20 protein-coding genes and 2 tRNA genes are annotated in these 26,017 nt (G+C 66.0%); 16 read left to right on the top strand and 6 right to left on the bottom strand.

From position 1 onward, the window contains the following. Positions 1–10 precede the first annotated feature (10 nt). Genes AC07YR_RS06975 through AC07YR_RS06965 form a run of 3 tightly spaced genes read right to left on the bottom strand, consistent with a single transcriptional unit; the run spans position 11 to position 3,518 of the window. Positions 11–1,495 (bottom strand): APC family permease, encoded by a 1,485-nt coding sequence (locus AC07YR_RS06975; protein WP_494733522.1) that lies wholly within the window; start codon positions 1,493–1,495, stop codon positions 11–13. Further along, on the bottom strand, positions 1,492–2,712 hold the full coding sequence (locus tag AC07YR_RS06970) for a glutathionylspermidine synthase family protein (RefSeq protein WP_494733521.1): 1,221 nt from the start codon (positions 2,710–2,712) through the stop codon (positions 1,492–1,494). The genes AC07YR_RS06975 and AC07YR_RS06970 overlap by 4 nt, the downstream gene beginning before the upstream one ends. A 2-nt stretch (positions 2,713–2,714) precedes the next feature. Further along, complete coding sequence (locus tag AC07YR_RS06965) at positions 2,715–3,518, bottom strand: Tat pathway signal protein (protein ID WP_494733520.1); 804 nt, start codon at positions 3,516–3,518, stop codon at positions 2,715–2,717. A 174-nt stretch (positions 3,519–3,692) separates the two neighbouring features. Between AC07YR_RS06965 and AC07YR_RS06960 the strand changes: the two genes are divergently transcribed. From AC07YR_RS06960 to AC07YR_RS06920, 9 genes are all read left to right on the top strand, one after another. Further along, positions 3,693–5,351 carry a sensor histidine kinase gene (locus tag AC07YR_RS06960; RefSeq protein WP_494733519.1) on the top strand — a complete coding sequence of 553 codons (1,659 nt, stop codon included), beginning with the start codon at positions 3,693–3,695 and terminating at the stop codon, positions 5,349–5,351. Then, entirely contained in the window at positions 5,348–6,022 is a 675-nt protein-coding gene (locus AC07YR_RS06955) for a response regulator (RefSeq protein WP_494733518.1), read from the top strand. The genes AC07YR_RS06960 and AC07YR_RS06955 overlap by 4 nt, the downstream gene beginning before the upstream one ends. A gap of 68 nt (positions 6,023–6,090) precedes the next feature. Continuing rightward, on the top strand, positions 6,091–6,744 hold the full coding sequence (locus AC07YR_RS06950; protein WP_494733517.1) for an MOSC domain-containing protein: 654 nt from the start codon (positions 6,091–6,093) through the stop codon (positions 6,742–6,744). 399 nt (positions 6,745–7,143) lie between these two features. Beyond that, on the top strand, positions 7,144–9,360 hold the full coding sequence (locus tag AC07YR_RS06945) for a DEAD/DEAH box helicase (protein ID WP_494733516.1): 2,217 nt from the start codon (positions 7,144–7,146) through the stop codon (positions 9,358–9,360). A gap of 256 nt (positions 9,361–9,616) precedes the next feature. Beyond that, positions 9,617–9,688: transfer RNA gene (locus AC07YR_RS06940), tRNA-Thr, on the top strand. A 62-nt stretch (positions 9,689–9,750) separates the two neighbouring features. Further along, a tRNA-Met gene (locus AC07YR_RS06935) sits at positions 9,751–9,824 on the top strand. A gap of 145 nt (positions 9,825–9,969) precedes the next feature. Next, entirely contained in the window at positions 9,970–10,800 is an 831-nt protein-coding gene (gene yidC, locus AC07YR_RS06930; protein ID WP_494733515.1) for a membrane protein insertase YidC, read from the top strand. Between the two features lie 119 nt (positions 10,801–10,919). After that, positions 10,920–11,429, top strand: coding sequence for an RNA polymerase sigma factor (locus AC07YR_RS06925; RefSeq protein ID WP_494733514.1), 510 nt, complete (start codon positions 10,920–10,922; stop codon positions 11,427–11,429). Position 11,430: 1 nt separating this feature from the next. Next, the gene (locus tag AC07YR_RS06920) at positions 11,431–12,342 is read left to right on the top strand and encodes a hypothetical protein (protein WP_494733551.1); all 912 of its coding nucleotides are present in this window, start codon (positions 11,431–11,433) and stop codon (positions 12,340–12,342) included. Here the strand turns inward: AC07YR_RS06920 and AC07YR_RS06915 are convergent. Beyond that, entirely contained in the window at positions 12,329–13,603 is a 1,275-nt protein-coding gene (locus AC07YR_RS06915) for a glycosyltransferase family 87 protein (protein WP_436058288.1), read from the bottom strand. The two genes, AC07YR_RS06920 and AC07YR_RS06915, sit on opposite strands and share 14 nt — an antisense overlap. Positions 13,604–13,772: 169 nt before the next feature. After that, positions 13,773–15,878, bottom strand: a complete 2,106-nt coding sequence (locus AC07YR_RS06910) for an acyltransferase family protein (protein ID WP_494733513.1) — start codon at positions 15,876–15,878, stop codon at positions 13,773–13,775. Positions 15,879–15,957: 79 nt separating this feature from the next. On the opposite strand from AC07YR_RS06910, the gene AC07YR_RS06905 reads away from it, so the two are divergent. Together AC07YR_RS06905 and AC07YR_RS06900 are read left to right on the top strand one after the other, a co-directional pair. Then, positions 15,958–16,617 (top strand): SDR family oxidoreductase, encoded by a 660-nt coding sequence (locus AC07YR_RS06905; protein WP_436058286.1) that lies wholly within the window; start codon positions 15,958–15,960, stop codon positions 16,615–16,617. Positions 16,618–16,721: 104 nt separating this feature from the next. After that, on the top strand, positions 16,722–18,293 hold the full coding sequence (locus tag AC07YR_RS06900) for a Na+/H+ antiporter (RefSeq protein ID WP_436058285.1): 1,572 nt from the start codon (positions 16,722–16,724) through the stop codon (positions 18,291–18,293). A gap of 106 nt (positions 18,294–18,399) precedes the next feature. Here the strand turns inward: AC07YR_RS06900 and AC07YR_RS06895 are convergent, their stop codons facing one another. Then, positions 18,400–19,602 (bottom strand): ROK family protein, encoded by a 1,203-nt coding sequence (locus AC07YR_RS06895; RefSeq protein ID WP_494733512.1) that lies wholly within the window; start codon positions 19,600–19,602, stop codon positions 18,400–18,402. Between the two features lie 369 nt (positions 19,603–19,971). Between AC07YR_RS06895 and AC07YR_RS06890 the strand changes: the two genes are divergently transcribed. The 5 genes from AC07YR_RS06890 (at position 19,972) to AC07YR_RS06870 (ending at position 25,923) form a co-directional block, all read left to right on the top strand. Then, positions 19,972–21,129 carry an ABC transporter substrate-binding protein gene (locus tag AC07YR_RS06890; protein WP_494733511.1) on the top strand — a complete coding sequence of 386 codons (1,158 nt, stop codon included), beginning with the start codon at positions 19,972–19,974 and terminating at the stop codon, positions 21,127–21,129. Between the two features lie 25 nt (positions 21,130–21,154). Then, a complete protein-coding gene (locus AC07YR_RS06885) occupies positions 21,155–22,099 on the top strand; it encodes a carbohydrate ABC transporter permease (RefSeq protein ID WP_494733510.1) in 945 nt (314 codons plus the stop codon). Continuing rightward, positions 22,099–22,998: a carbohydrate ABC transporter permease gene (locus AC07YR_RS06880; protein ID WP_494733509.1), complete on the top strand. Its 900-nt coding sequence runs from the start codon at positions 22,099–22,101 to the stop codon at positions 22,996–22,998. Before AC07YR_RS06885 ends, AC07YR_RS06880 begins: the two co-directional genes overlap by 1 nt. A 105-nt stretch (positions 22,999–23,103) precedes the next feature. Continuing rightward, the gene (locus AC07YR_RS06875) at positions 23,104–24,810 is read left to right on the top strand and encodes a glycoside hydrolase family 13 protein (protein WP_494733508.1); all 1,707 of its coding nucleotides are present in this window, start codon (positions 23,104–23,106) and stop codon (positions 24,808–24,810) included. A 126-nt stretch (positions 24,811–24,936) separates the two neighbouring features. Continuing rightward, positions 24,937–25,923 (top strand): aldo/keto reductase, encoded by a 987-nt coding sequence (locus AC07YR_RS06870; RefSeq protein WP_494733507.1) that lies wholly within the window; start codon positions 24,937–24,939, stop codon positions 25,921–25,923. Positions 25,924–26,017: the final 94 nt, after the last annotated feature.

The following is a 26,017-nucleotide window of genomic DNA, read 5'->3' as shown; positions in this document are numbered from 1 at the left end:
CCCGCGGCGGCTAGAGTCTGCTGGGCGCCGGCCGCTTCGCCAGGAAGTAGTCCCGGGTGGCAGGGGCGAAGCGGCACACCACGGCCAGCACGACGCCCAAGGCCAGCAGCACCACGCCGCTGACGAAGGCACCGCCCACGCCGAAGATCTCCGTGTCGCCGTACGACGGATCCCACATCTGGACGGCGGAGATGAAGAACGCGGCGGTCAGCATCAGGGCGCCAATCAGCGGCAGGAGGCCCCGGAACCACAGGTTGCGGGCGGAATCGCGCAGCGTCCCGCGGAAGAACCAGAAGCACGCGAAGCCGGTCAGTGCGTAGTAGAACGCGATGAACAGGCTGATGGCGCTGATCGAGTCGGAGAGGAGGTTCTGGCTGAGGAAGCTCATGGCCACGTAATACACGACGGCGGCAGCCCCCATCACCTGCGTGGAGAACCCCGGCGTCTGGTTGCGCGGGTGGACCTCGCCGAACTTGGCCGGCAGGGCGCCGTGGACGCCCATGGACAGCGTGCCGCGGGCGGTGGGCAGGATGGTGGTCTGGGTCGAGGACAGAACCGACGCCAGTACCGCCACCACGATCAGCCAGCCCCAGGGCCCCAGCACAACGTCCTTCATTGCGAGGAAGACGTCGTCCTGGTTCTCGGCGTTGCCCAGGCCGATGCCGTCCGTGCCCACCGTGGCATACATCATCACCAGCAGCGCCACCGAGACGTAGATCGCCATAAGGACGAAGGCGGAGATGACGGCGCCGCGGCCGGGCGTCGTTGCCGGATTCTCGGTTTCCTCGTTCACGGCCAGGCAGGTGTCCCAGCCCCAGTAGATGAAGAGTGCCAGGAGGGCGCCGTGCACCACTGCGCCGGGGTCGGCAAAGGCGCCTGCTGGGTTGAACCACTCGATGTTGAAAGCCTGGCCCTCCGGCGCCCCGCCGGCGATCCGGAACACGATGGCCAGGGCAAATATGCCCAGCGAGACATACTGCACGTACGTCAGGACCCGCTGGACATGCTCGCCAAGCCGGATGCCGCGGTAGTTCACCAGTGTCATGAAAATGATGAACACTACGCCCGTGGCCGTCACCAGCAGGTCGTTTTCCGCCAGCGAACCGTCGCCGATCAGCAGCCACAGGTACTGCCCGGCCACCTGGGCCAGGTTGGCGAGCACCACGATGCCGGCCAGGGCAACGCCCCAGCCGCCCAGCCAGCCGGCCCACGGGCCGAACGTCCGGCGGGCCCAGATGAAGGTGGTGCCGCAGTCCGGCATGGCGCTGTTGAGTTCCCGGAAGGCGTAGGCGATGAAGAGCACCGGCACAAAGCCCAGGAGCAGGATCAGCGGCGTGTAGTTGCCGTTCACTGCGACGATCAGGCCCAGCGTGGCGGCCAGCGAATAGACAGGAGCGGTGGAAGCCAGGCCCAGCATGACGGAGTCGCCCAGGTCCAGGATGCCGGCACGCAGCCCCTTGGACGGAACTCCCGCCGTCGAGTTCCCTGTGCTCATAGTGCGATACCTGCTTTGCTGGAGGAGGCCGAGGCGGCCTGGACTGAAAGAGGGGCCGGGGCGTCGATCGTGTTGGGGACGAACCGGCAGAAGTAATCGGTGATGGGGCCGTCGGATTCGCGGATGCCGCAGCCCACGGACTCGCCATCCACCACCCACAGCCCCAGGACGGGGTGGTTGCCGTCGAAATCGGGCAGCGAGTGGAACTGCTGGTAGCACCAGCCTTCGCGCCCGTAGCCGCCCGGCTGTTCCATGTTGATGCCGGCCGCGTGGATCTTGATGTTGTCCCCCTCGCGGCCGTGCAGGGGCTTCGCCACCCATTCCTTCAGCGGTCCGGGCTCGTTCAGGTACGCCGGGAGGAGGTTCGGGTGCTCCGGGTACAGGTGCCACAGCGCTGCCAGGAGCGCCTTGTTGGACAGCAGCATCTTCCACGCCGGCTCCACCCAGCGCGGATTGTGGGCGCGCTGGAGCAGCCGCTGGCCGAAGGGCTCCTTCATCATCAGCTCCCACGGATACAGCTTGAAGATGGTGCTGATCATGAAGTTGTCCAGGTCCACAAAGCGGTTCAGGTTGGGGTCCCAGCCGATGTCGGACATGTTGATGCCGATGGTGGTCCAGCCGCCCTGGCCCGCGACGTCGCGCATGTAGGCCGCCGTCATCCAGTCCTCGCCGGACTGCTCCGCTTCCGAGTGCGCAATGTGCAGGGTGCTCATGCCGGTGCGGTACTGGAGCTTCTTCCACTGCCGGATCAGGGCTTCATGGATGCCGTTCCATTGGTCCTTCTCCGGGAACACGTCCTGCAGCCAGAACCACTGCGCCACCGAAGCCTCGATCAGCCCAGTGGGGGTGTCCGCGTTGTACTCCAGCATCTTGGCCGGGCCGCCGTGACCGTCGTAGACGAAATCGAACCGGCCGTAGATGTCCATGTCCCCGGCCTGCAGGGATTCAGCGGCCAGCTCCAGCGCCTGCGGTCCGATCCCGATGTTGCCCATGGCTCCGGTTGCAAGGTACTTGGCCGCCTCAAGGCACATCAGGTGCATATCCTCGGCCGTCTTTTCGAGGGTTTCCACCTCGTCCATGGTGAATTCGTAGTAGGCCGATTCGTTCCAGTACTCGATCTTCTTGCCGTCCGGCATGGTGGTGGTGGAAAAGACGAGCCCCTGTTCCTCGATCTTCTGTTTCCAGTCGGGCCTGGGGGTTGCACTCAGTCTCTTCATGCCTAGCCTCCCGTACTTCCGCCCTTGGAGCTGCTGCCGAAGCCGCCCCTGCTGACCGTGCCGCCCTTGGTGCTGTAGCCCTTGGACGTTTTCGCCCCCTGCGGAGCGGTCTTCGTGAAGCTGGGGTACTGCGAGCGGTTCTGCCCGACGGCCGGGACGCTGGAGCCGCGGGAGTAGAAGTACCAGGCGTAGATGGCGGAGCTCCGGCCGGCGCTGCTGCTGTTGTCGCACTGGGCGTCATCCACGCGCTCGCCGGTTTCGTCGTTGAAGCAGACCTGCGCGTAGTCGGCCTCCGCCTCGTTGCTGGCCACAATGGCGGTGATGGTGCCTGCCAGCAGGGCAGTGACGCCGAGGCCGACGACGACGGTACGGCGTTGCGAGCGCTTCTTACGTGCCGCTGCTTCCCGCTCGCGTTCGTGTTCGAAGGGGTCGATCACAGGGTCCGGACCGGTGCCCGGCGCTCCGGGCATACCCGGTCCTGACACGGGACCCTGCCCTGCAGCCGCGGCCTTTTGCCGCCGCCCGGCCTTTTTCCCGGCGTCCGGCTTCCCGGCTTCGGCAGTCCGGCCGCCCGCCGCGGAACCGTTGAGCAGTTCCGGTCGAAGCTCTGGTTTGGGCACCTGCCAGGGCGGTAGTTGCCCGGTGGCGGGATCGTGCGGCTGCGGCGTGAAATCCCCGGGCGCGGTCATCCAGCCTGGCGTGGAGCCTTCCGGACCGGGGGTCCCTTCCGGCGTGCCGCCCTGTTGACCGGAACGGGTGTTCTTCGGATCCTTTGAAGGATCCTGGTTCGGGTCCTGCGGTTCCATGGGTCCCCCTCGGTTGTCCATGCTCAATCTGTGACCGGCCACGGGCGTAGAAGCACGTGCGGGAAGGCCGTCCCGGCAAGACACAGCTGTGTAAATCCTGAAGTCAGCCTAGTGCCTGGACCGAGGCGCTGTTAACGGAAAACGGGGGAGAGCTGCCCATGCCAAGATGGAGCCATGGCAGCAGTTGAATCCGCTCGCGGTGGCGCCGCTCGATCCGGCCCTGGCGGTTCCGGGACGACAGGTGCGCGGACAGTACGTGCGCGGACAGTACGTTCGGGGACGGCAGGTTCCGGGAGGGCGCGCTCCGCGCTCCAGGGAATCGGGCGGAGCCGTTTCCTCATCGGCATCGTGCTTGCGGCGGTGCTGCCGCCTGCCGTGGAAGTCCTGGTGACGCTCGCGGGATATCGGAACTTCGCCATCATCATGTTGCTCCACCTTGCGGTCGCCGTGGCGGTGGCTGCGATCGGGGGATTCTGGCCCGCCGTCGTGGCGGCGGTCCTGGGCACAACGCTCCTCAATTACTTCTCCGCCGATCCGGTGGGTTCGCTGTCCATTGCCGATCCCTCCACCCTGTTCACCCTCCTGGTGTTCCTGGCGGTGGCCTGCAGTGTGGCCCTTGCCGTGGGCCTGGCGAGCCGCCGGGCGCAGGAAGCCGCGCGTTCCGGGGCCGAAGCCACGGCACTGAGCGAGCTCTCCCTGCGGATCCTCAGTTCCGACGGCAGCCTGGAGACGTTCCTCGAGAAGGTCCGCAGCCGGTTGGGAGTAGATGCAGTCACCCTGGTGGCGGGAAGCGCACCGGGTGGCTCCCGTACCCCGGGCGGCGCCCGGGGTACGGGATCCGCCGTCGGCCGCGGTCCTGGACCAGGGACGGACAGCAACGCCGGCGGGACAGTGCTTGCCAGCGCCGGGACCACCCCGCCGGTGACCCGCGCGGCCGCCCACCACGCCGTCGTCGTCGATTCCCGATACACGCTGCTGATCAACGGCGGGCCGCCGGCCGGTCAGCCCTTTACCGGCCAGCACCAGCGGATGCTGGCCGCCTTCGGGGCGTTCCTGGTGGCCATCCTGGAACGGCGGCAGCTCGTGGCGAGCATGGAGGACAACCAGCGGCTGTCCGAGGGCAACAAGATGCGCACATCCATCCTGCGGGCCGTCAGCCACGACCTCCGCACCCCGCTGGCCGGCATCAAGCTGGCGGTCAGCAGCCTCCGCCAGGAGGATGTGAAGTTTTCCCCGGAAGACGAACGCGAGCTGCTCGCCACCATCGAGGACTCGGCCGACCGTCTGGACCACCTGATCGGCAACCTGCTGGACATGTCCAGGATTACGGCTGATTCGGTCAACCCGCTCCTGCGCGGACTGGGCTGGACGGACGTCCTGCCGGATGCGCTGAGGGGGCTGCCCGCGGCACGGATCCGGGTGGAACTGCCGCCCAACCTCCCTCGTGTGGAAGCCGATGCCGGGATGTTGGAGCGCGTGGTGGCGAACCTGGTGGAGAACGCGCTCAAATACGCGCCGGAGGCCGATGTGGTGCTGACAGCCCGTGCGGGGGAGGGGATCGCGCTCGGTGGCAGGCCGGCCAGCGAGTTCCGCGTGGTGGACCACGGCTCAGGGGTGGCCCCGGCCGCCGTGATGGACATGTTCCAGCCGTTCCAGCGGCTCAACGATTACCAGCGCACCGGCAGTGGCCGCACCGTGGGGATCGGACTGGGCCTTGCTGTTGCCAACGGCTTCAGCGAAGCCATGGGCGGAACCCTGGCAGCGGAGCCGACGCCGGGCGGCGGGCTGACCATGGTGGTCACCCTGCCGCTGTGGGAAGGTCCGATGCCGTGACCCTGGTACTGATCATCGAAGACGAAGCCCAGCTGGCCCGGGCCATGCAGATCAACCTCCGCGCCCACGGCTACCAGGCCATCACCGCGGGCTTCGGCGCGGACGGACTGAAACTGGCCGCCCAGCACCCGGTGGACATCGTGGTCCTGGACCTCGGGCTGCCGGATATGGACGGTGTGGACGTCATCCGGGGGATCCGGGGGTGGAGCTCCGTGCCCGTCATTGTGTTGTCCGCCCGCCACGCCTCGGAGGACAAAGTGGAAGCGCTCGACGCCGGGGCGGACGACTACGTGACCAAGCCGTTCGGCCTCGACGAGCTCCTGGCGCGGCTGCGGGCCGCTTCCCGGCGCTCGCCGGCGCAGCGCGAAGCGCCCACGGTGGAGACGGCGGACTTCGTGGTGGACCTCGCCGCCCGGAAAGTGGTCCGGGACGGGCAGGAAGTCCGGCTCACGCCCACGGAGTGGAATATCCTCGAGCTCTTGGTCCGCAATGCCGGCAAGCTGGTCAGCCAGCAGCAGCTGCTCACCCAGGTGTGGGGACAGGCGTACGCGAAGGAAACCCAGTACCTTCGCGTCTACCTGGCACAGCTGCGGCGCAAACTGGAGCAGGACCCGGCGAGGCCGCGCCACCTGCACACGGAGGCCGGGATGGGGTACCGCTTCGATCCCTGACGCCAAAGCGCCGGAGGCTGGCGGGAAGCGTCCGCGGCAATCCGGACGGAAGAACCTAGACTGTAGCCATGGACACCGCATCTGTGCTTGCCGTCTGCCGGGTACACCAGCTCCTGAGTGATGAGGGGAGCGTGGGCGTCACGGCCATCGACAAACGTGCCGTCGACGGTCCGGTCAAGGTGCACAAGCTCGGACTCCACGGGGACATCCAGGCGAGCCGCATCCACCACGGCGGCGTGGACCAAGCGCTGTATGCCTATTCACAGGATGACGCCGACTACTGGGTGGGGGAGCTGCAACGCGACCTCCTGCCGGGGGTGTTCGGCGAGAACCTGCGCGTTGCCGGCATCGGGACCACCACCGCGGTGATCGGCGAACGGTGGCAGATCGGCCTCGACGTCGAGGTCGAAGTTACATCTCCCCGCGTTCCCTGCGCCACTTTCCAGCGCCGCATGGACGAACCCCAGTGGGTGAAGCGTTTTACCGAGGCGGGTCGGGTGGGCACTTACCTCCGGGTCATTAAGCCGGGGACCATCCGGGCCGGGGACCACATCCACCGTCTGTTCGTTCCCAAGCACGGCGTCACCATCGGCAAGTGGTTCAGCGAGCCCACCATCGAGGATGTGGAAGCGCTGCGTGATGCAGATGCCGACGGGGAGATCCGCCTGCAGCCGGAATACCACGAGGAATTCGAGAAGCTTCAGCGGCGCCTTGGCGTCTAGCTCCCGGGCCCCGCGCAGCCTGTGTGCGCAACGTCACCGCCCTTGGGCGGCTGGCGGGTTAGTGCAACGCGGAACCATGCCTTACACTTGAAATATCCCCCACTCCGGAAATCCCTTATTCCTGCCCAATTTTTGAGGCAGGACTGGCAAGTGTTGGGGCCCGCACAAGCGATGCGGGCATTTTCATAGGGAGAGCCGGCTAAAGAAAACGCTGTACAGACTGCTGGGATAGCAGCCAAGAGATGCAGCGGGAAGTCCTGCCACGGGATTGCGAAAGCGCCGGACTTCTACGTGACCGGCCGGTCAATGTTTGCCCGGCATCCAAACGGCACATGCACTGCGGCTCCGCTCACCTCGGGTTGTGCCGCCTGGCCCCCTATGGATGAGGAAAACTTCCCTATGCCCGAAAATCACAACGACGCCACCGCCGAAGCAGCAACTGCCGAGACGGCCGTAGAAACCCCCGAGACCGCTGCTCCCGTAGCCGGCTCCGCCCCCGTCTTCACCGAGGCCCCGGCACCTGCCGAAGCGCCTGCCGCCGAAGCCCCGAAGGCCGAGGCGCCTGCCGCCACCGAAGCCCCGAAGGCCGAAGCCCCCAAGGCTGATCCGACCAGCGGCGACGATGACACCGAAGCTGAAGGTGTCCGCTTCGCCGACCTCGGCATCGACGGCCGCGTCCTCGCCGCCCTGCAGGACGTCGGCTACGAGAAGCCGTCCCCCATCCAGGCAGCAACCATCCCGCTGCTGCTCGAAGGCCGCGACGTCGTGGGCCTGGCCCAGACCGGAACCGGTAAGACTGCAGCATTCGCAGTACCGGCACTGTCCCGCCTGGCCGAGCTCCACGACCTCAACGGTCCGTCCCGCAAGACGCAGGCCCTGGTCCTCGCTCCGACCCGCGAGCTCGCGCTCCAGGTCGCCGAGGCTTTCACCTCCTACGCCAAGCACATCGACGACTTCACCGTCCTCCCCGTCTACGGCGGCTCCGCCTACGGCCCCCAGCTCGCCGGCCTGCGCCGCGGTGCCCAGGTTGTTGTCGGTACGCCCGGCCGTGTGATCGACCACATCTCCAAGGGTTCCCTGGACCTGTCCGAACTCCAGTACCTGGTGCTGGACGAGGCCGACGAAATGCTCCGCATGGGCTTCGCCGAAGACGTGGAGCAGATCTTCCAGCAGACGCCTTCGGACCGTCAGGTCGCACTGTTCTCGGCCACCATGCCGAGCCAGATCCGCCGGATGTCCAAGCAGTACCTGAACAACCCGGCCGAGATCTCGGTGAAGTCCAAGACCACCACCGGAGCGAACACCCGCCAGCGCTACCTGCAGGTCATGGGCCCGCACAAGCTCGACGCGCTGACCCGCATCCTCGAGGTTGAAGAGTTCGACGGCGTCATCGCCTTCGTTCGCACCAAGATGGCCACCGAGGACCTGGCCGACAAGCTGAAGGCCCGGGGCTTCCAGGCTGCCGCCATCAACGGCGACATTCCGCAGCAGCAGCGCGAACGCACTGTCGACGCGCTGAAGGAAGGCCGCATCGACATCCTGGTAGCCACCGACGTCGCGGCCCGCGGCCTTGACGTGGAGCGCATCAGCCACGTGGTCAACTACGACATTCCCCACGACACGGAGTCCTACGTCCACCGCATCGGCCGCACCGGCCGTGCAGGCCGGTCCGGCGACGCCATCCTGTTCATGACGCCGCGGGAGAAGTACCTGCTGCGTTCCATCGAGAAGGCAACCCGCCAGCCGGTGGAGCAGATGCACCTTCCCACGGCCGAGACCGTGAACACGCTGCGCCTGGGCAAGTTCGCCGAGCGCATCACCGAGACCCTGGAGTCCGAGGACGTTGCAGCTTTCCGCGACCTCATCTCCTCTTACGAGGAAGAGCACAACGTTCCTGCCTCGGAGATCGCGGCGGCACTGGCCGTCATGGCCCAGGGCGGCCAGCCGCTCCTGGTCAAGGAACTGCCCGCGGCTCCCGAGTTCCAGAAGCGTGAGCGCTCCAAGGACGGCTTCGGCTCACGCGGCCCGACCCGCACCCTGACCGAGGGCAACGCCACCTACCGGATCGCCGTCGGACGCCGTCAGCGCGTTATGCCGGGTTCCATCGTTGGCGCCATTGCCAACGAAGGCGGCATCTCCTCCGCCCAAATCGGCGGCATCGACATCCGCTCGGACCACTCCCTCGTGGAGCTCCCGGCAGACCTGAGCCCCGAGCAGCTGCGCGCCCTGTCCCGCACACGGATCGGCGGCGAGCTGATCCACCTCGAGCTGGACAACGGCCGCAAGCCGTCCGGCGGCGGCGAGCGTGGCGGTTACCAGGGCAACCGTGGCGGCGACCGCGGCGGCTACTCCGGCGGCGGCGACCGCGGCGGCAACTTCAAGGGCAGCGGCGGGTTCAAGAAGGAATTCCGCAAGACCGACGGAGAGCGGTCCTCCGCTGACCGCGGCGGCCGCTCTTACAGCGACCGCTCGGAGCGCAGCGTTGGCGCCGACAGCGGCGCCAACCGCGGCCAGGCCAGCGACTCCCGCTTTGGCGGCCACGGCGACGGCGCACGCAAGCCCCGCCACGGCAACGAAGGCGGACACCGCGACTTCAACCGCAAGGGCAAGTGGTAAGCCCTAGCAGCACCAGGCGCTGAAAACGGGCCGGCTTTCGAGCCGGCCCGTTTTTCTTTAACCGGCCGCCTGTTTTCGCCAGTGTTCGCTTCATCACATCGGAGCGGCGGGCTGGCCGCCGGGAGCCCCTGCAAAGGCCGCTGCGGCAGTTTTTGGCCCGGATTTCCGCGCTTTTCCGCTGATTTATCCGCGCCGCAGAGCTGTGTCGCCGCCGATTTGTTGGGAGCGGAATCTTCCGGTAGAGTATTTACTCGTTGCCCCCCTAGCTCAGTGGTAGAGCGCGTTCTTGGTAAGAACGAGGTCACCGGATCGATTCCGGTGGGGGGCTCTGAATGAGGGCCTGTGTCAAGGCGGTTTTTGACCGGCTTGATGCAGGTTTTTCTCATTCGTGGCGGTGTAGCTCAGTTGGTTAGAGCGCACGACTCATAATCGTGAGGTCGGGAGATCGAGCCTCCCCACCGCTACAGGACAAGCCCCCGGAATCCTCAAGATTCCGGGGGCTTTCCTGTTTTCCCTTCCAGTCCAGCGGGCGGACGTGCCGCAGGCCTGCACCGTGACAAGCGCCACGATTCGCAGTAGCTTTGCAGCAACTGGCGGACGGGGATCTCAGTGGACTTCATTGAAGCAATCATGCTTCCGTTCAAGTGGCTGGTTTCCGTCATCATCGTGGGCTTCCACGAAGGGCTGGGAACCCTCGGCATGCCGGCCGCCAGCGGCTGGACCTGGACGCTCGCCATCATCGGGCTGGTACTGGTCATCCGCGCCGCGCTGATCCCCGTGTTCCTGAAACAGGTCAACGCCCAGCGCCGCATGCGCCTCCTGCAACCGGACCTGAAGAAGCTGCAGGACAAGTACAAGGGCAAGACCGACCAGCTGTCGCGCCAGGCCATGGCGCAGGAGCAGATGGAGCTCTACAAGAAGCACGGAACCAACCCGTTCTCGGCGTGCCTGCCCCTGCTGATCCAGACGCCCTTCTTCCTGGCCCTCTTCCAGGTGCTCTCCGGCATCACGGCGGCCCGCGATAAGGGTGCCGGCATTGGCGCCATGAGCCACGAACAAGTTGTCCAGTTCGACGAGTCGAGCATTTTCGGTGCCCCGCTGTCCGCCACCCTGCTGCACGGCACGCCTGCTGGCGGCAACGTGGTGGCTGTTTGGACCCTCTCGATCGTGATGATCCTGGCCATGACGGCGGCACAGTTCTTCACGCAGAAGCTGATCATGGCCAGGACCCCGTCCGAGGAAGTGCCGTCGGGTCCGGTCATGATGCAGCAGAAGATGATCCTTTACATCCTTCCCGTCGTCTTCGGGGCCGGTGGAATCGTCTTCCCCATCGGTGTCCTGATCTACTGGACCGTTTCCAACCTCTGGACCCTGGCACAGCAGTTCGTAGTCACGCAGCGGCCTGCGCCCGGTAACGGTCACGTTCCCTCGCAGCGGTGATCCCGGACAAAGCCGGCCGGGGAAGGCCGAAAATTTCCTGGGACTTGCGTAACGGGTGGCGGCGGTCCGGAAACAATACGGATAGAGGGCGGCTCAGGACTACTCATCAGGGGGATATCGTGCTTTCCGAGCGGGAACTGGCGTTTATCGCGTTACACAAAGACAGCTATCCAGCGGTTTTCAGGTTCGTGCGCCGGAGGGTGGAATCCCCGGAGGTGGCGGAGGAAATCGCTGCCGATGTCTTTCGTGTGGTGTGGCAGAAAGAAACTGACGAGCAGGGCCCCGAGATCGCCTGGCTGTTGTCGATTGCCCGGAACCTGATCGGTAATGCGTATCGGAGCCGTGACCGCCAGCGGGCGCTGCAGGAGAGGCTGCGTGCCACGGCGGTCCTGAGTTTCGGAGCCGGATCCGAAAACCTGGCCGTGCATGATGCCCTGGCCGGTCTGCGGGAGAAAGACCGGGACATTCTCCAGCTGGCCTACTGGGACGGCTTGGGCACGGCGGAGATCGCCGGTGTGCTGCAGTGCAGCGAGTCCGCCGCCAAGGTCCGCCTGCACCGGGCGCGGGCGGCGTTCCGGAAAAACATGCCTGCGGGCGCAGAATCGATCACACAGAGGATGGGTGCCTGAAATGGATCCGATCAAGAACAGGATTTCCGCGACCGATCCCGTGCGCAACGATCCGTCCACCCCCGACGGTGAAGCGGCGCTTCGTCGGATGCTGTCCGAACCTGCCGCGTTCAGCGACCGACTCCCGGCGGGAGCAACCTCGCTCGAGGAGCGCAGGCTGCGGCGCGCACGCCTGGCCGGCGTGATCACCTTGGCAGCTGCCGCAGTCACCGCCGGTGTGCTGGCGGCCACCAACCTCGGTCCGGTGACGTCCGCGCCAGGACCGGCCACGACCGTCACCGCATCGGAAAACCCGACGGCGACGCCGACAGTACCGTCAGCGGCGCCGGCCCGGCCCGCAGCCCTCGGAACCTTTGTCTTCCCTGACGGGCACCTGTCGTTCTCGCATCCGCGGGAGTGGAGTGTCCGGACGGAACAGGGACCGTACCTGACTGAGGAGGCAAAGACCGGGGCCGTCGTCGCGGTGGTGACTGACGACGCCGGCGCGGAGGTGGCCCGGGTCCTCAGCGGGATGTACGGCGACGGGGCGGCAGGCAGCGTCAAGCGCACTGTTCTTGACCATGCGCCCGTACCAGGCATCACCGACACGTCAGGGAACCCTGCCGAGTTCGGTTTCGCCGCTGACCAGATCCTCCCCGTCCCCTATCCCGGGATGCCGGACCCCACGGAGCCCGCGGACAGCACCCCCGCCTACTACTTCATGGACGTCAGGCTGGCGCAGGAATTCCTGCCCACCCAGGACAGTTCCGGCACCAACCAGATCCGCCTGCCCAACGGCGTCATGTCGGCCTATGTCGTGTTCGACTCCGAAAAACAGCCCGTCTTCGCCACGCCAGATGCGGCGCGGGAATGGATGGGGAGCGAACGATATGCGCAGCTGAAGACCATGCTCCTCAGCCTCAGATACTCGTAGCGGGGCTGAATCCAGGAATCCGAGCTTCGTTGCCTGGGATGCGCGCCAGTGCAAACCACAACAAGGTGAGCACGCCTGCAAAGATTCCGCTTTCGACCACGACTTCGGAGATGGTTGATATTGCCGCATACGGTTCAGGGGAGCCGGACACTTTGGCGGCTTCGGGCGGCTGCAAGGCGAATGTGGCGACCACCAGCATCGAGAGCACTCCGGGCCAAGATCCCAGGAACCTCCGCCACTGGAACGGTTCCGTGCCCTCGTTGGCGAAGCGGCCCATAAGAGCCGGGACCACGACTGCCACCCACACCCAGTGGTGGCTCCAGGAGACCGGCGAAATCAACAGCATAACGAGTGCTGTCGCTGACACCGCCGCCCAGTGGTCTTCCATCGACCGCAGGCGGTAGACCGCCAGCGCCCCGAGGCCGATGACGGCCAGTGACGCCACGATCCACAAGATAGAGGCCAGCCCATCGTCCACCCTGAGCCGGGCGATGAAGCCACGGATGGAGACGTTTTCAAAGCGTGAAAGAGTTCCCACACGATTGGTGTCCCGCAGCGACGATAGCCAGTACTGAAGCGACAACGACGGTGCTGTCACCGCCATGATCGCCACGGTGGCCGCGAACGTTCCCAGCATCCGCGCGGCGCCTTTGAAGTCCTTCCGGACCACAAAATAGAGCAGGAAGACCAGGGGAGTGAGCTTAATCCCGGCAGCGATGCCGGTGAGGATTCCCCGCGGAAGGAGCCCGTTAGGCCGGCGGCGGGTTGAACCGAGCAGGTCAGCCACGATGAGCCCCATCAGCAAAGGGTTTATTTGACCAAGTGCCATCGAGTTCCGCCACGGGCCGAGCATGAGAAGCAGGCCCATGACGAAAGCGGAGGTCAGGAGATACTGCGTTAGTCCGGGCGGCACCCGGATTACGCCCTTGATGAAGAGATAGCGCGTTATCCCGGCGCCCAGAGCCGCAGCAATGAGGAAGTTGGAGAGGGTCTGGATCACGAGGGCCGCTTCCACCGGGAGCATCGCCATTGGAGCCAGGATCGCTGCCGCGAAGGGCGGGTAAGTAAACGCCATGCCCCCGTAGGGGGTCCCCGGCAGCCCTGGCGCATAAAGCTCGCCCCCGTTGGCCAACTCCCTGGTTGCGGCCCAGTAGACCTTAAGATCGAGTCCGTCGAGCATGGCCTGTTGGAACAAGTACGGTACGGCGAGCAGAGGGACGAGCATCCTCAGGACGTCCCACATCTTCAGGTTGTTTTTCACGTTCTCCCGATCGGCTGGGCACATGGCCAGCCGTGCATCAATTGAGGTGAGCCGGCCCTTGCCCGCCCAATTCCGACAAGCTTACGCACAAGCAGGGACTTGTGGGACTGACGACGCCGGTGCCACTCTCCGGCGCGGCCCCTCCGGCCGCGGCCGGGTGCCCTGTCCGCTAACGCCCGGAGGCAACGGCCTCCTTGAACACTTTCGAGAGGAGCGCGGCGTACTGTTTGGTGGTATGCACGGCGTCGCGTTTGAGCGGGGTTTCTCCGATGAAGGCCGGGCACTTGTTTCCGGAGCAAAACCAGGCGCTCGTGTCAATGAAGCTGGAGCCCGCCTCTGCTGCCGCATCCTCCATGGCGTTTGCGGTAATGGTGAAACTCGGCGGCACCGCGTACTGGCAGTCCATTGGTGTGCTGGACCGCGTGGCGCACTCGACCGGAGGCTTACCTGCAGGGGGGCCCGACACTACGAAGAGTTTGGCTCCGCTCGGCGCCAGTGCGTTCAACACCTTGGCGGTGCCTTGCCGCCATTCGGCTCCGGCCTGCTCCTCGGGAATGCCGGAGGCCAGTTTGTCCAGCACATCGGAAGTGCTGGACAGGAACACCATGGAGGGTCTAAGGGTGTTGATGGCTGCAATTGATTCGGCCCTGAACCGGGCGCACTCCTCCGTAAACTCCTGCTTGTCCGCCTTGACCTGCACGTCGGTGGCCCCGCAACCGGCCATGGTCATACCGCGTATGTTGTAGCTGTCTTCCAACGCGGCCCTCACCGTGGGAAGGAGGGTGATGCCGGTGGAATCGCCAAGCACAACCACCGTTTCCCGCTTACCGGTGTCCCACGAACAGTCGGGCTTGCTGAGATCGGTCTTTCCGCACCCTTCTTTGTCCTCGTCCGGGCGGGTGTCAGACAGGATTGTATCCAGGGACGGCTTCAGTTCCGGCCAGTCCGTGCTGGCAAGCGCTGCGTCAAGTCGGGCAGTCAGCGCTGCCTGGTTCGCCGGCGCTCCGGTATCCGCGGACCCCGGAACAGAAGGCGTTGAGGCCATTGGTGCGCCAGCACCTCCCGGGGCTGCCGGTGTGGTGATGGCCAGGCACAGTATGGCAACAGCTGTGGCCCCAACGACGAAAAGCCCGGTCCGTTGACCTGCGGAGAGCCGGGCAGAGGCCGTCTTCCCGGGCGGGGTATTCAGCCACGCCGACTTCAGCACCGCTTGTTCAACGAAGTAGTAGGAGAGCACAGACAGTAATGCCGTGGCCGCGCACGCCGTCAGATAGTAGATCGGGCCGGCACCGGGCAGAAATGCCGCCAGCAGGATTGCTACCGGGAAATGCCAAAGATACAAGGAGTAGGAGATATCGCCCACGTACGTCATTGGCCGGCAGGTCAGCGGGCGGATGCCGCGTGACTCAACGCCGGTTCCGCTAATGATGATCAGCGCCGTTGCAATGACCGGAAGGGCAGCCCAGGGCGCGGGGAAAGCCGACTCCTTGGTCACTGCCGCGAGACTGGCAGCAATGCCGGCCAAACCGATCCACGCCAGCACCGGGCGCGCCGATGCCGGGATGCGAGCGAATGCTCCCGCCGTGACTGCGACGAGCGCGCCGACACACAGTTCCCAGGCGCGGGAGAAGGTGGAGAAGTAGGCCCAGGACGGGCTTGCGGCCGTCTCATGGACCGCCCACGCGAACGAGGCAAGCAGGAGCACCGTGAGGGTGAGCGCGAGGGGGACCCGGCCGCCGGCTCGTTTCGCGCCGGCACCAACAAGTACCAACGCGACAATGGCGGGCCAAACGAAGTAGAACTGTTCTTCGACGCCTAGCGACCAGTAGTGCTGCAGCGGCGAAACAGGCGCGTCGGCGGCCCAATAGTCGGTGCCGTTGCTCGCAAACCGCCAGTTCCCCGCAAATAGAAGCGCCCACACTCCGTCAGTGATGGTGGTATTGGCGCGGCCGGGCAAGTAGGTCAGCCAGGCGGCAATAGCCGTGGCAACAAGTGCCACGGTGGACGCTGGGATGATCCGGCGGACCCGGTGCTTATAGAAGCCAACGAAATCGATTCGACCGTGCCGGTCATGCTCGCGCAGCAGGACGCCCGTGATCACGAATCCGGAGATGACGAAAAAGACATCGACGCCAACGAAGCCGCCGCCAGGAAATCCGAAGACGTGGTTAGCGATCACTGCCAGGACAGCGACGGCGCGCAGCCCCTGGATGTCTTTTCGTCTTGGCTTTGGCACCGCTGCGGCACGATGCCTTACTGCTATGGGTTGTGTCATGATGCCTTCATGTGGGGACCGGTCAGCTAGCGAGTATCCTATCTGTGCCAACTCTTAGCTCTTGGGACAGAATGGGTCAATGACGCGCATCGCAATCATCGGCGGCCACGGCAAAGTGGCTTTGGAACTGGCCAGGATTCTCACCACGGAGGGAGAGGACGTCACGTCCTTCTTCCGCAACCCGGACCATACGGAGGACGTCGCGGCAACGGGCGCCACGCCCTCGGTCCTGGATGTTGAACACTCGACGACGGCGGAACTCGCCGCCGCCCTCAGCGGCCAGGACGCCGTGGTGTGGTCCGCCGGCGCCGGCGGCGGCAGCCCCGACCGCACCTATGCGGTGGACCGGGACGCGGCCATCCGTTCGATGGAGGCGGCGGCGGAAGCCGGCGTCGGGCGTTACGTCATGGTGTCCTACTTCGGCGCCGGACCGGACCACGGAGTCCCGGCGGACAACAGCTTCCACGCTTACGCCGAGGCGAAGGCCGCCGCGGACCAGCACCTGCGCGGCACGGACCTGGCCTGGACCATCCTGGGCCCCGGAACCCTGACGGACGGCCCCGGCAACGGCCTCATCGACGTCGATCCGGCGGACACCTCCGCCGGCACCGCCACATCACGGGCCAACGTGGCACTCGTGACCGCCGCCGTCCTGGGCTTGCCGGAAACCGCCGGACGCACCATCGAGTTCCGGGACGGCACCCTGCCCGTCGCAGCGGCGCTGCAGCCGGCGCAGTAGGCCCCGCCGCCTGAACACGGAGTAGCCACCGGCCCGCACCCGATATCGTGGGAGGAGGCGCCTGCAGAGCACTGCGGCGCCTCCACTTCGGGGAAAGTGAGCCTATGGACCAGTTGGCACTGATTATCGGACTGCTGCTTGCCACGGTGGTGGCGGTGGGTCTGGGGGATAAGCTCCGGCTGCCCTATCCCGTACTGATGCTGATCCTGGCGGCATCGCTGACCTTCATCCCCGGCTTTCCTGAAATGGACATCTCGCCGGAGCTGATCCTGCCCATCTTCCTGCCGCCGCTGCTGTTCGCGACGGCCCAGCGCAGCTCCTGGGCCGTGTTCCGGGTCCGCTGGCGCACGCTGATCATGCTCGCGGTGGCCCTGGTGGTCGTGTCCACCGCTGCCGTGGCAGGGGCGGCCTGGCTGATGATCCCGGGCATCGGAATTCCCGCCGCGATCGCCCTGGGCGCCATGGTGGCCCCGCCGGACCCGGTGGCCGTCGAATCCGTGGCCGGCCGCGTGCACATGCCGCGGCGGCTCATCACGGTCCTGCAAAGCGAGGGCCTCTTCAACGACGCCGCCGCCATCGTCATTTTCCAGGCTGCCGTGGCTGCCACCGTTTCGGGCAGCAGGGTAGGGCCCGACGTCGTCCTCAAGTTCGTGGCGGGGGCTGCGGTTGCGGTGCTGGTCGGCATCGCCATGGGCTGGGTCACGGCGCTGATCACGCGGCTGGTGACCTCCATGGTGGCGCGCAGCGCGGTCACCCTGGTGGTGCCGTTTGCCGCCTACATCCTGGCGGAAGAGGTGCACGCCTCAGGCGTGATCGCCGTCGTGGTTACCGCCTTGGAGATGAAGCGGCACTCGCGGCCGCAGGACGCCGCCGAACGGGTCACCCGCACGGCCTTCTGGGACGTGGTGGAGCTGCTGGTAACCGGGCTGGCCTTCGGGCTGGTGGGGCTGGAGATCCGCCAGGTCATCCACGACGAGGGTACGGAGATCTACGGCATGATCGGCACCGCGGTGGTGGTGTGCGTCATCGTGTTTGCGGTCCGTTTCCTGTGGCTGGCCCTGCTGGCGGCCTCGGCGCGGAAGCGGGAGAACCTCCTGCAGCCCACGTCCGCCAAGGAGGTCCTCATCCTGACCTGGTGCGGCATGCGGGGCCTCGCCACCCTGGCGCTAGCCCTCGCCCTGCCCCTGACGCTGGCCGACGGCACGCCGTTCCCTGCCCGGGACCAGCTGCTGGTCATCGCCTGCGCGGTACTGCTGGCCACACTGGTGCTGCCCGGCCTGACGCTGCCCTGGCTGATGAAAGTCCTGAAGGCCAGCGGCGACGGTTCGGAAGAACGGGACGCGGCCCGGGTCCTGGCCAAACGCGCCCAGCAGGCCGCAATCGCCGCCCTGAAGGACAACGACCTCGTCAAGGAGCTCCCGCCGGAGAAAGTGGCGCTCGTCAAGGAAAAGATGACGAGGCTGCACGCCGAACTGCTGGATGGAAGCCTCCGGCACGAATCCCTGGACGAGAAACGCCAGCGCGGGCGGGAACTGGCCATCGCCGTGCAGACCGTTGCGCTCGATGCCGCCCGCCAGGAAGTGGTGGCCGCCCGGAACGAACCGGACATGGATCCGGAAGTCGCGGACCGTGTGCTGCGCCAGCTGGACCTGCGCACCATGATCATGCCGGAGTAGGATCAGCGCGAACGGACACTTGAGGCCCCGGATTCCGGGGCCTCAAGTGTCCGTTCGCGCTTTCTGGACTGGCGGCCTGGGACGGGCCTGCTTGGGGCGACGATGCCTAGGCGGGGGCCGCGAGCTCCAGGTCAAGCGTGTTCTTCTCCACGAAGTCCAGGGCGCAGCGGACGGCACCCACGGTCACGATTGAGTCACCCAGCGGGGACGCCGCCACGGCCGGGGGAGTGGCGGTGTACCCGGGCAGGCGTTCAGCGATCGGCCCCAGCAGCACGCCTGCCGAGTTTGCCACGGCGCCGCCGATCACCACCAGCTCGGGGTTGATGATGGTGGCCACGGCCCCGATAACCCTGGCCATCCTGTCCGCCAGCCGGTCGAGGATTGCCAGGGCAACGGCATCCCCCGCGGCGGCTGCGGCAAAAACATGCTCCGCCTCGACGCCGTCGCCTGCGTGCTCCCGGAGCAGGGTCCTGGCCTTCCCTGCAAGGGCTTCGGCAGCCCAGACACGGGCCAGGGCAGCGATGCCGAAGGTGTCGCCGACACCCTCCACCATGTCAAGGAACGCAAGCTCGCCGGCACCGCCGGCACGGCCGTGCAGCAGCCGCCCGCCGTCGATCACTCCCGAACCGAGGCGTTCACTGGCGAGAATCACGACGACGTCGTCCACGCCGGCCGCCGCACCGCGCCAGCGCTCACCCAGGGCGGCGAGGTTGGCGTCGTTTTCCAGGAGGACTGTCCAGCCGTGCAGGTCCTTGAGCGCAGCCTTCAGGCCGACGTCGAACAGTCCCCAGAAGTGCTGGGTCACCAGCACATCCCCGTTGCGGTCCACGGGTGCGGCGATTCCGGCACCAACGGCGAGCACGGAGTCGGGGGAGGCACCGACACTGTGGAGGGCCATCAAGGCGGTCCGGTCGACGACGGCGACCCGTTCTTCCGCCGAGATCTCGGCACCTGCGAACGGCTGGCTGGACCGGCCCAGGGCCCTGCCGCGGAGATCGGACACCACCACCGTGGCTTTGGAAATGCCAACGTCCATGCCCAGGACGCACCCTGCGCGCTCGTTGAGCTCGAACCGGCGCGCCGGCCTTCCCTTCTGGTAGCCGCCGAAGGCCCGCTGGTTTTCCAGCTCCCTGATCCAGCCGCGCTGCATGAGGTCCTCACAGACGGCAATGGCGGTGGCCCGCGTGAGTCCCGTGGCTTCCATGACCTCCGTGACCGTCACCGCCTGGGAAGCGCGCATGAACTCAAGCACTGCCCCGGCGCTCACACGGCGCAGCAGCTGGGGCGTTGCCGCCGTCATTTCCGACATGGTGTTGACCTCTCTGTGCTTTGCACCACATAATACTTGAGGAACTAAATTTAGATTCCATATAAACTTAGAGCATCGTGGACCGGACGGCCGCCGACTGCAGGCTCTACTCCCAGCCCTTCACTCAGCCTTTTGCAAAGGAGCAACTGTGAACCGCATCCTGAAGCACTGCCAGCCCGCACCGCAGGCACAGCCCACTCACCACCGCACGTCAGCCCCCGCCCTGTGAACGCGGCCCTACCCGCATCACTGCTCAGCAGGCGTTCCCTGCTCCGGACCGCCGGCCTCGCCGGGGCCGCCTTGATGGTTCCCCTCTCCGGCTGCGGCGCCCCGCCCGCTGCACAGAACGGAGTTACCACGCTCCGGTTCATGCAGAACAAACCCGAGGTGGTGGACTACTTCAACGAGGTCATCAAAGGCTTCGAGGCGCTGAACCCGGACATCCGCGTGGTCCAGGACTTCAACGAGGGAAACTTCGTTCCGGGCCTCGTCCGCAACGATCCGCCGGATGTGGTGACCCGCGGCTTCGCCCAGGCCACTGCCGACTTCGTCAAAAAGGGCATCTTCGCCGACCTCTCTGGCATGCCCGTGGCTAAGACCATCGACCCGAAGATGCAGGAGCTCGTCAACTCCTGGGGCCAGTACAACGGGACCGAGACCAGTGCCCTGCCGTTCTCGCTTGCGGCGGCCGGCGTGATCTACAACCGCGACATCTTCGAGGCGCAGGGCGTGTCAGTCCCCACCACCTGGGACGGCTTCGTTGCGGCCTGCGAGAAGTTCAAAGCCGCCGGCATCGCGCCGATCTATGGGACGTACAAGGATCCGTGGACCCTCGCCCAGGGCATGTTCGACTACGCGGCCGGCGGTGCGCTGGATGTCGGGGAATTCTTCACGAAGCTCAACGCCAAGGGTGCCAAGATCACGAAGGATGCCCCCGAGTCGTTTGCCAACAGCTTCGGCCCCGCCCTCCCCAAGATGCTCCAGCTCGCCTCGTTCTCGCAGAACGGTGCGGCCAGCAAGAACTACGCGGACGGCAACGCCGCGTTCGCCAAGGGCCAGGCGGCCATGTACCTGCAGGGCCCGTGGGCGCTTTCACAGCTTGTGGCGGCCAACAAGAACATCAGGCTGGGAAGCTTCCCGCTGCCGGTGACCAACAACCCGGAGGACACCAAGGCCCGCGTGAACGTGGACATGGCGCTCTCCATCACCCGGAACACGCCCAAAATGGCCGCGGCACAGCGGTTCGTCAACTACCTGCTGGAACCGTCCGTGGTGAACACGTACAACGAGAAGAACGCGGCGTTCTCACCGCTCACGGACGCTCCTGCCGTCAGCAATCCACAGATCAGCGGACTGAATGCAGCGGTGCAGGAGGCGCGCTACTTCCAGGGCGCTGTCACCTACTTCCCGCCGTCGGTGCCCGTGAACAACTACATCCAGTCCTTTGTGTACAGCAAGAACGGCGAGCAGTTCCTCGCCGCCCTCGACGACGAATGGCGCCGCGTCGCCGAGCGTACCGCGGTCTGACCCCCACCCGATTCCAGGAGCCTCAATGACTACAACATCCCGGGTGGCCCAGACAGCCCCTCCCGCAGGACCCAACAACCCCATGTCCGCCGCCGGCATCGTCCGGTCCAAGAGCCGGATCGATCCCACGTATTACTGGATGGTGGTGCCCGTCCTGGCACTCTTCGCCTTCTTCATCACCCTGCCGGCACTCGTGGGCGTCTTCTTCAGCCTCACCAACTACGCCGGCTACGGCGACTGGAAGTTCATCGGGCTGATGAACTACGTGAACATCTTCAAGGACCCCGCCGTCCTGCAGTCGTACATCTTCACGTTTGTGTTCGCCCTGACCACCACCGTGGTGGTGAACGTCGTGGCCCTCGCCATCGCCCTGGGCCTCAACGCGAAGATCAAATGGCGCACCGGCATCCGCACCGTGTTCTTCATCCCCATGGTGCTTTCCGCCCTGATCGTCTCCTTCGTGTTCAACTACCTGTTCTCCAACACGCTTCCGGTGCTGGCTGAACGGTTCGGCGTGACCCCGCTGGCCACGAGCATCCTCGCCAACGAGAACCTCGCCTGGCTCGCCATCGTCCTCGTCACGGTGTGGCAGGCGGCGCCCGGCGCCACCATCATCTACCTGGCAGGGCTCCAAAGCGTGCCTTCCGAGGTCTACGAAGCCGCGGACCTCGACGGTGCCGGCAGCTTCCGGCAGTTCCTCAGCCTGACGCTCCCGCTGATCCTGGGATACCTCGTGATCAATGTGATCCTCGGCTTCAAAGGGTTCCTCGGAACCTATGAGATCATCGTGGGCCTCACCGGCGGCGGCCCCGGCATGGCAACGCAGTCCGTGGCCATGCGCATCTTCTCCGGCTTCACCGGCGGCGACTACTCCTACCAGATGGCGAACGCCGTCATCTACTTCCTGATCACCTTGCTGATCTCCGTCATCCAGCTGCGCCTCATCCAGCGCCGGGGGGTTTCACTCTAATGACCGCATCCACACTTGCCGCTTCCAAACATCGGACAGCGGACGCCCCCGCCCGCAACAACCGCCGGTCCAACCGCGAGGGCTTCAGGATCAACTGGTGGCTCACCGCGCTGATGCTGGCCGCTTCGTTGACCGTCCTGCTGCCGCTCTACTTCACCGTTGCCATGGCGCTGAAGTCCCCGGACCAGATCGGCACCGGCACGGGGCTCGCCTGGCCGAACCCGATGAACTGGGACAACTTCGCCGCCGCCTACGTGGCCACCAACTTCCCGCGGGCCTTTATGTCCACGGCGTTCGTGACCGTGTTGAGCGTCCTTGGCTCGCTGGCCAGCAGCTCCCTTGTGGCCTACGCTATTGCGCGGAACTGGAACCACCGGTTCTTCCGGGGCTCCTTCGTCTACCTGCTCTCGGCAATGTTCATCCCGTTCCCGGTGATCATCCTGCCCCTGATCAAGCAGACGGCACTCCTCGGCCTGGACAACCCCGCCGGCGTCGTCTTCCTGCACGTCCTCGGCGGCATCTCGTTCAACACCCTGCTCTACATCGCCTTCGTGCGCTCCATCCCGGTGGAACTCGAGGAGTCGGCCCGCATGGACGGCGCCACCACGTGGCAGGTGTTCCGCAAGATCATCTTCCCGCTGCTGGCCCCCATGAACGCCACGGTCGGGATCTTCGCCTTCCTCGGCTCCTGGAACGATTTCCTGTTGCCGCAGATGTTGATTGCGGATCCGGCGCTGCAGACACTGCCGGTAGTGCAGATGCTGTTCCAGGGCGAATTCAACACCAACTACAGCCTCGCTTTCGCGTCTTACCTGATGGCCATGGCGCCCACCCTGGTGGTTTACATCCTGGCCCAACGTTGGGTACTCTCCGGAGTCATGCGGGGCGCAGTGAAGTAGGACAGCGCACTGAAGCAGGGCGCAAGCAAGCAGGGCGCAGCATCCCGGTACCCATCCAATTTTCCCTTTACCAAAGAACAACCAACACCAGAAAAGGAATCTCCTTTGTCCACCACCGCCACTCTGGCAACCCTGTCCGATTCAAACCTCGCAGCCGATCCCAACTGGTGGCGCCAGGCCTCCGTATACCAGATCTATCCGCGCAGCTTCTCGGATTCGAACGGTGACGGCCTGGGCGACATCAAGGGCATCACAGCCAAAGTGCCGTACCTGAAGGAACTGGGGATCGACGCCGTCTGGCTCAGCCCGTTCTACCCGTCGGCGCTCGCCGACGGCGGCTACGACGTCGACGATTACCGCAACGTGGACCCCAAGCTGGGCACCTTGGAGGACTTCGCCGAAATGTCCGCCGCGCTGCACGAAGCCGGCATCAAGCTCATCGCGGACATCGTCCCCAACCACTCCTCGGACCGGCACGAATGGTTCAAGGAAGCCCTGGCCTCCCCGCGGGGCTCAGCTGCCCGCGAGCGCTACATCTTCCGTGACGGCCTGGGCAAGAACGGCGAGCTGCCGCCGTCGGACTGGGACTCCGTCTTCGGCGGTCCCGCCTGGGAGCGCATCACCGAACCGGACGGCACCCCCGGCCAGTGGTACATGCACATCTTCGCCAAGGAACAGCCGGACCTGAACTGGTCCAACCGCGAGATCCGCGACGACTTCCTGAAGACGCTGCGCTTCTGGTCCGACCGCGGCGTGGACGGCTTCCGCGTGGACGTGGCGCACGCCCTCACCAAGGACCTCACGGAGCCGCTGCTCTCCAAGGTCGAACTGAGCGAGGCGAACACCGGCACTGACGGTTTCGCCGACGGATCGCACCCGTTCTGGGACCGCGACGAGGTCCACGAGATCTACGCCGAATGGCGCGAGGTGTTCAACGAGTACAACCCGCCGCGCACCGCCGTCGCCGAAGCCTGGGTGCACGCCACCCGCCGCGCCCGCTACGCCAGCCCCCAAGGTTTGGGCCAGGCTTTCAACTTCGACCTGCTGCAGGCCGATTTCGACGCCGGTGAGTTCCACGAAATCATCACCCGGAACCTCGCCGAGGCCACGGCCACCGGCGCCTCCTCCACCTGGGTCTTCTCCAACCACGACGTCGTCCGGCACGCCACCCGCTATGGCCTGCCGATGGGCGGCGGAGTGCACGCCAAGGGCCAGGACGGCAAGGGCTGGCTGCTGGCCGGGGCACCGGCCGAGGAACTGGACGTTGAGCTGGGCCTGCGCCGCGCCCGTGCGGCCAGCCTGCTGATGCTGGCCCTCCCGGGCTCGGCCTACCTGTACCAAGGCGAGGAGCTCGGGCTGCAGGAAGTTGCCGACATCCCCGACGCGGAGCGCCAGGACCCGTCCTTCTTCCGCAACAAGGGTGTGGAAATCGGCCGTGACGGGTGCCGCGTTCCGCTGCCCTGGGCCACTGAGGGCACGTCCTTCGGTTTCGGTGCGGGCCGGTCCCATCTGCCCCAGCCGGCCTGGTTCGGCCGGTACGCCGTGGACGCCCAGGACGGCGTGGAGGGCTCCACACTGGAGCTATACCGCAAGGCCCTGAAGCTGCGCCGCGAACTGCAGACGGCCGAGGAACTGGAGTGGGTGGAGACCGGCAACCCCAAGGTGCTGCAGTTCACCCGCCACGGCGGCTGGCAGTCAGTGACCAACTTCGGTGCTGAGCCGGTGGAGCTCCCGGCCGGCGAAGTGCTACTCAGCAGCGCACCGCTGGGCGGGCAGCTGCTGCCCGGCAACACCACGGTCTGGCTGCGCTAAGGCCGGGCCACGCAGCCTCGTTAGCCACATCATGAATCCCGTCCCGGTGGCGGTGCCCGGACAGGGTGCCGCCACCGGGGCTTTTTGCTGCTGGGCCTTCGGAGGAACAAGTGAAAGAGTGACGACATGACTGAACAATCTGCAAGCCTGTCCGGCCAGGAACTGAACCGTAACCAGGAACTGATTTACGGCTGCATGGGCCTTGGCGGCAGCTGGTCCGCCGAGCCCTACGCCCCTGAGCACGTGGACCAGGCGGCCGCCGCAATCGACGCTGCCCTCGACGCTGGCATCACGCTGTTCGACCACGCCGACATTTACCGCGGCGGCAAGGCCGAAGCAGTCTTCGGCGAGGTCCTGGCGATCACACCGGGGCTGCGGGAACGGATCCGGCTCCAGACCAAGTGCGGGATCCGGCTCAACGAGCAGGGCCTCGAAACACACTACGACCTGAGCCGCGAGGGAATCCTCGAGCGGGTCAACGGCAGCCTGAAGCGGCTGAAGACCGACTATGTGGATGTCCTCCTGCTGCACCGCCCCGACCCGCTGGCTGACCCCGCCGAGGTGGCGTCCGCCGTCGGGCAGTTGATGCGGGAAGGCAAAGTGCGGGAGGTGGGTGTGTCCAACATGTCCGCCCCGCAGATCGAGGCGCTGCAGGATCATCTGGAAACGGCGGTGGTGGCCAACCAGCTGGAAATGAGCCTGCTGAGGCGGGCGTGGCTGGAAAGCGTCGTGCTGGTGAACCACGCGGAGGGGCTGGATTACAGCTTCCCGCACGGCACTGTGGAGTTCTGCAGCCGGCAGGGGATCACCCTGCAGGCCTACGGGGCGCTGGCCCAGGGCCACTACAGCGGAGCTCCGCCGGAAAGCCCGACACCGGCGGAGGCGGCCACGGCGGCGCTCGTCGCGGAGATGGCGAAGGCCAAGGGGACCACCAGGGAGGCGGTCCTCCTCGGGTGGCTCATGCGGCATCCGGCCGGGATCGCGCCAGTGATCGGGTCGGCCAACCCGGACCGCATCCGTGCCTGCGCCGGAGCGGCCCGGGTTGCCGCGGCCATGACCCGCGCCGAGTGGTACCGGCTGTGGGTCACGGCCCGGGGGAGCAACATCCCCTAACCCGCCGCTTAACCCAACTAGGTCGCAGTAGATGTCGTGATGAGCCCTCAACACGACATTAACTGCGACCTAGTTGGGCTTGCCGCCCGCATTG

Source organism: Arthrobacter sp. GW460-12-1-14-TSB2 (assembly GCF_059423525.1).
The sequence above is the reverse complement of the archived record's forward strand: the minus strand, read 5'-3'. Positions and strand labels throughout refer to the sequence as shown.

Coding starts and splice junctions, on each gene's coding strand:
- AC07YR_RS06895 (WP_494733512.1), bottom strand. CDS start 19,602: ATGTCGGAAATGACGGCGGCAACGCCCCAGCTGCTGCGCCGTGTGAGC.
- AC07YR_RS06960 (WP_494733519.1), top strand. CDS start 3,693: ATGGCAGCAGTTGAATCCGCTCGCGGTGGCGCCGCTCGATCCGGCCCT.
- AC07YR_RS06920 (WP_494733551.1), top strand. CDS start 11,431: ATGGATCCGATCAAGAACAGGATTTCCGCGACCGATCCCGTGCGCAAC.
- AC07YR_RS06945 (WP_494733516.1), top strand. CDS start 7,144: ATGCCCGAAAATCACAACGACGCCACCGCCGAAGCAGCAACTGCCGAG.
- AC07YR_RS06910 (WP_494733513.1), bottom strand. CDS start 15,878: ATGACACAACCCATAGCAGTAAGGCATCGTGCCGCAGCGGTGCCAAAG.
- AC07YR_RS06880 (WP_494733509.1), top strand. CDS start 22,099: ATGACCGCATCCACACTTGCCGCTTCCAAACATCGGACAGCGGACGCC.
- AC07YR_RS06975 (WP_494733522.1), bottom strand. CDS start 1,495: ATGAGCACAGGGAACTCGACGGCGGGAGTTCCGTCCAAGGGGCTGCGT.
- AC07YR_RS06905 (WP_436058286.1), top strand. CDS start 15,958: ATGACGCGCATCGCAATCATCGGCGGCCACGGCAAAGTGGCTTTGGAA.
- AC07YR_RS06890 (WP_494733511.1), top strand. CDS start 19,972: ATGCAGAACAAACCCGAGGTGGTGGACTACTTCAACGAGGTCATCAAA.
- AC07YR_RS06870 (WP_494733507.1), top strand. CDS start 24,937: ATGACTGAACAATCTGCAAGCCTGTCCGGCCAGGAACTGAACCGTAAC.
- AC07YR_RS06900 (WP_436058285.1), top strand. CDS start 16,722: ATGGACCAGTTGGCACTGATTATCGGACTGCTGCTTGCCACGGTGGTG.
- AC07YR_RS06950 (WP_494733517.1), top strand. CDS start 6,091: ATGGACACCGCATCTGTGCTTGCCGTCTGCCGGGTACACCAGCTCCTG.
- AC07YR_RS06970 (WP_494733521.1), bottom strand. CDS start 2,712: ATGAAGAGACTGAGTGCAACCCCCAGGCCCGACTGGAAACAGAAGATC.
- AC07YR_RS06885 (WP_494733510.1), top strand. CDS start 21,155: ATGACTACAACATCCCGGGTGGCCCAGACAGCCCCTCCCGCAGGACCC.
- AC07YR_RS06965 (WP_494733520.1), bottom strand. CDS start 3,518: ATGGAACCGCAGGACCCGAACCAGGATCCTTCAAAGGATCCGAAGAAC.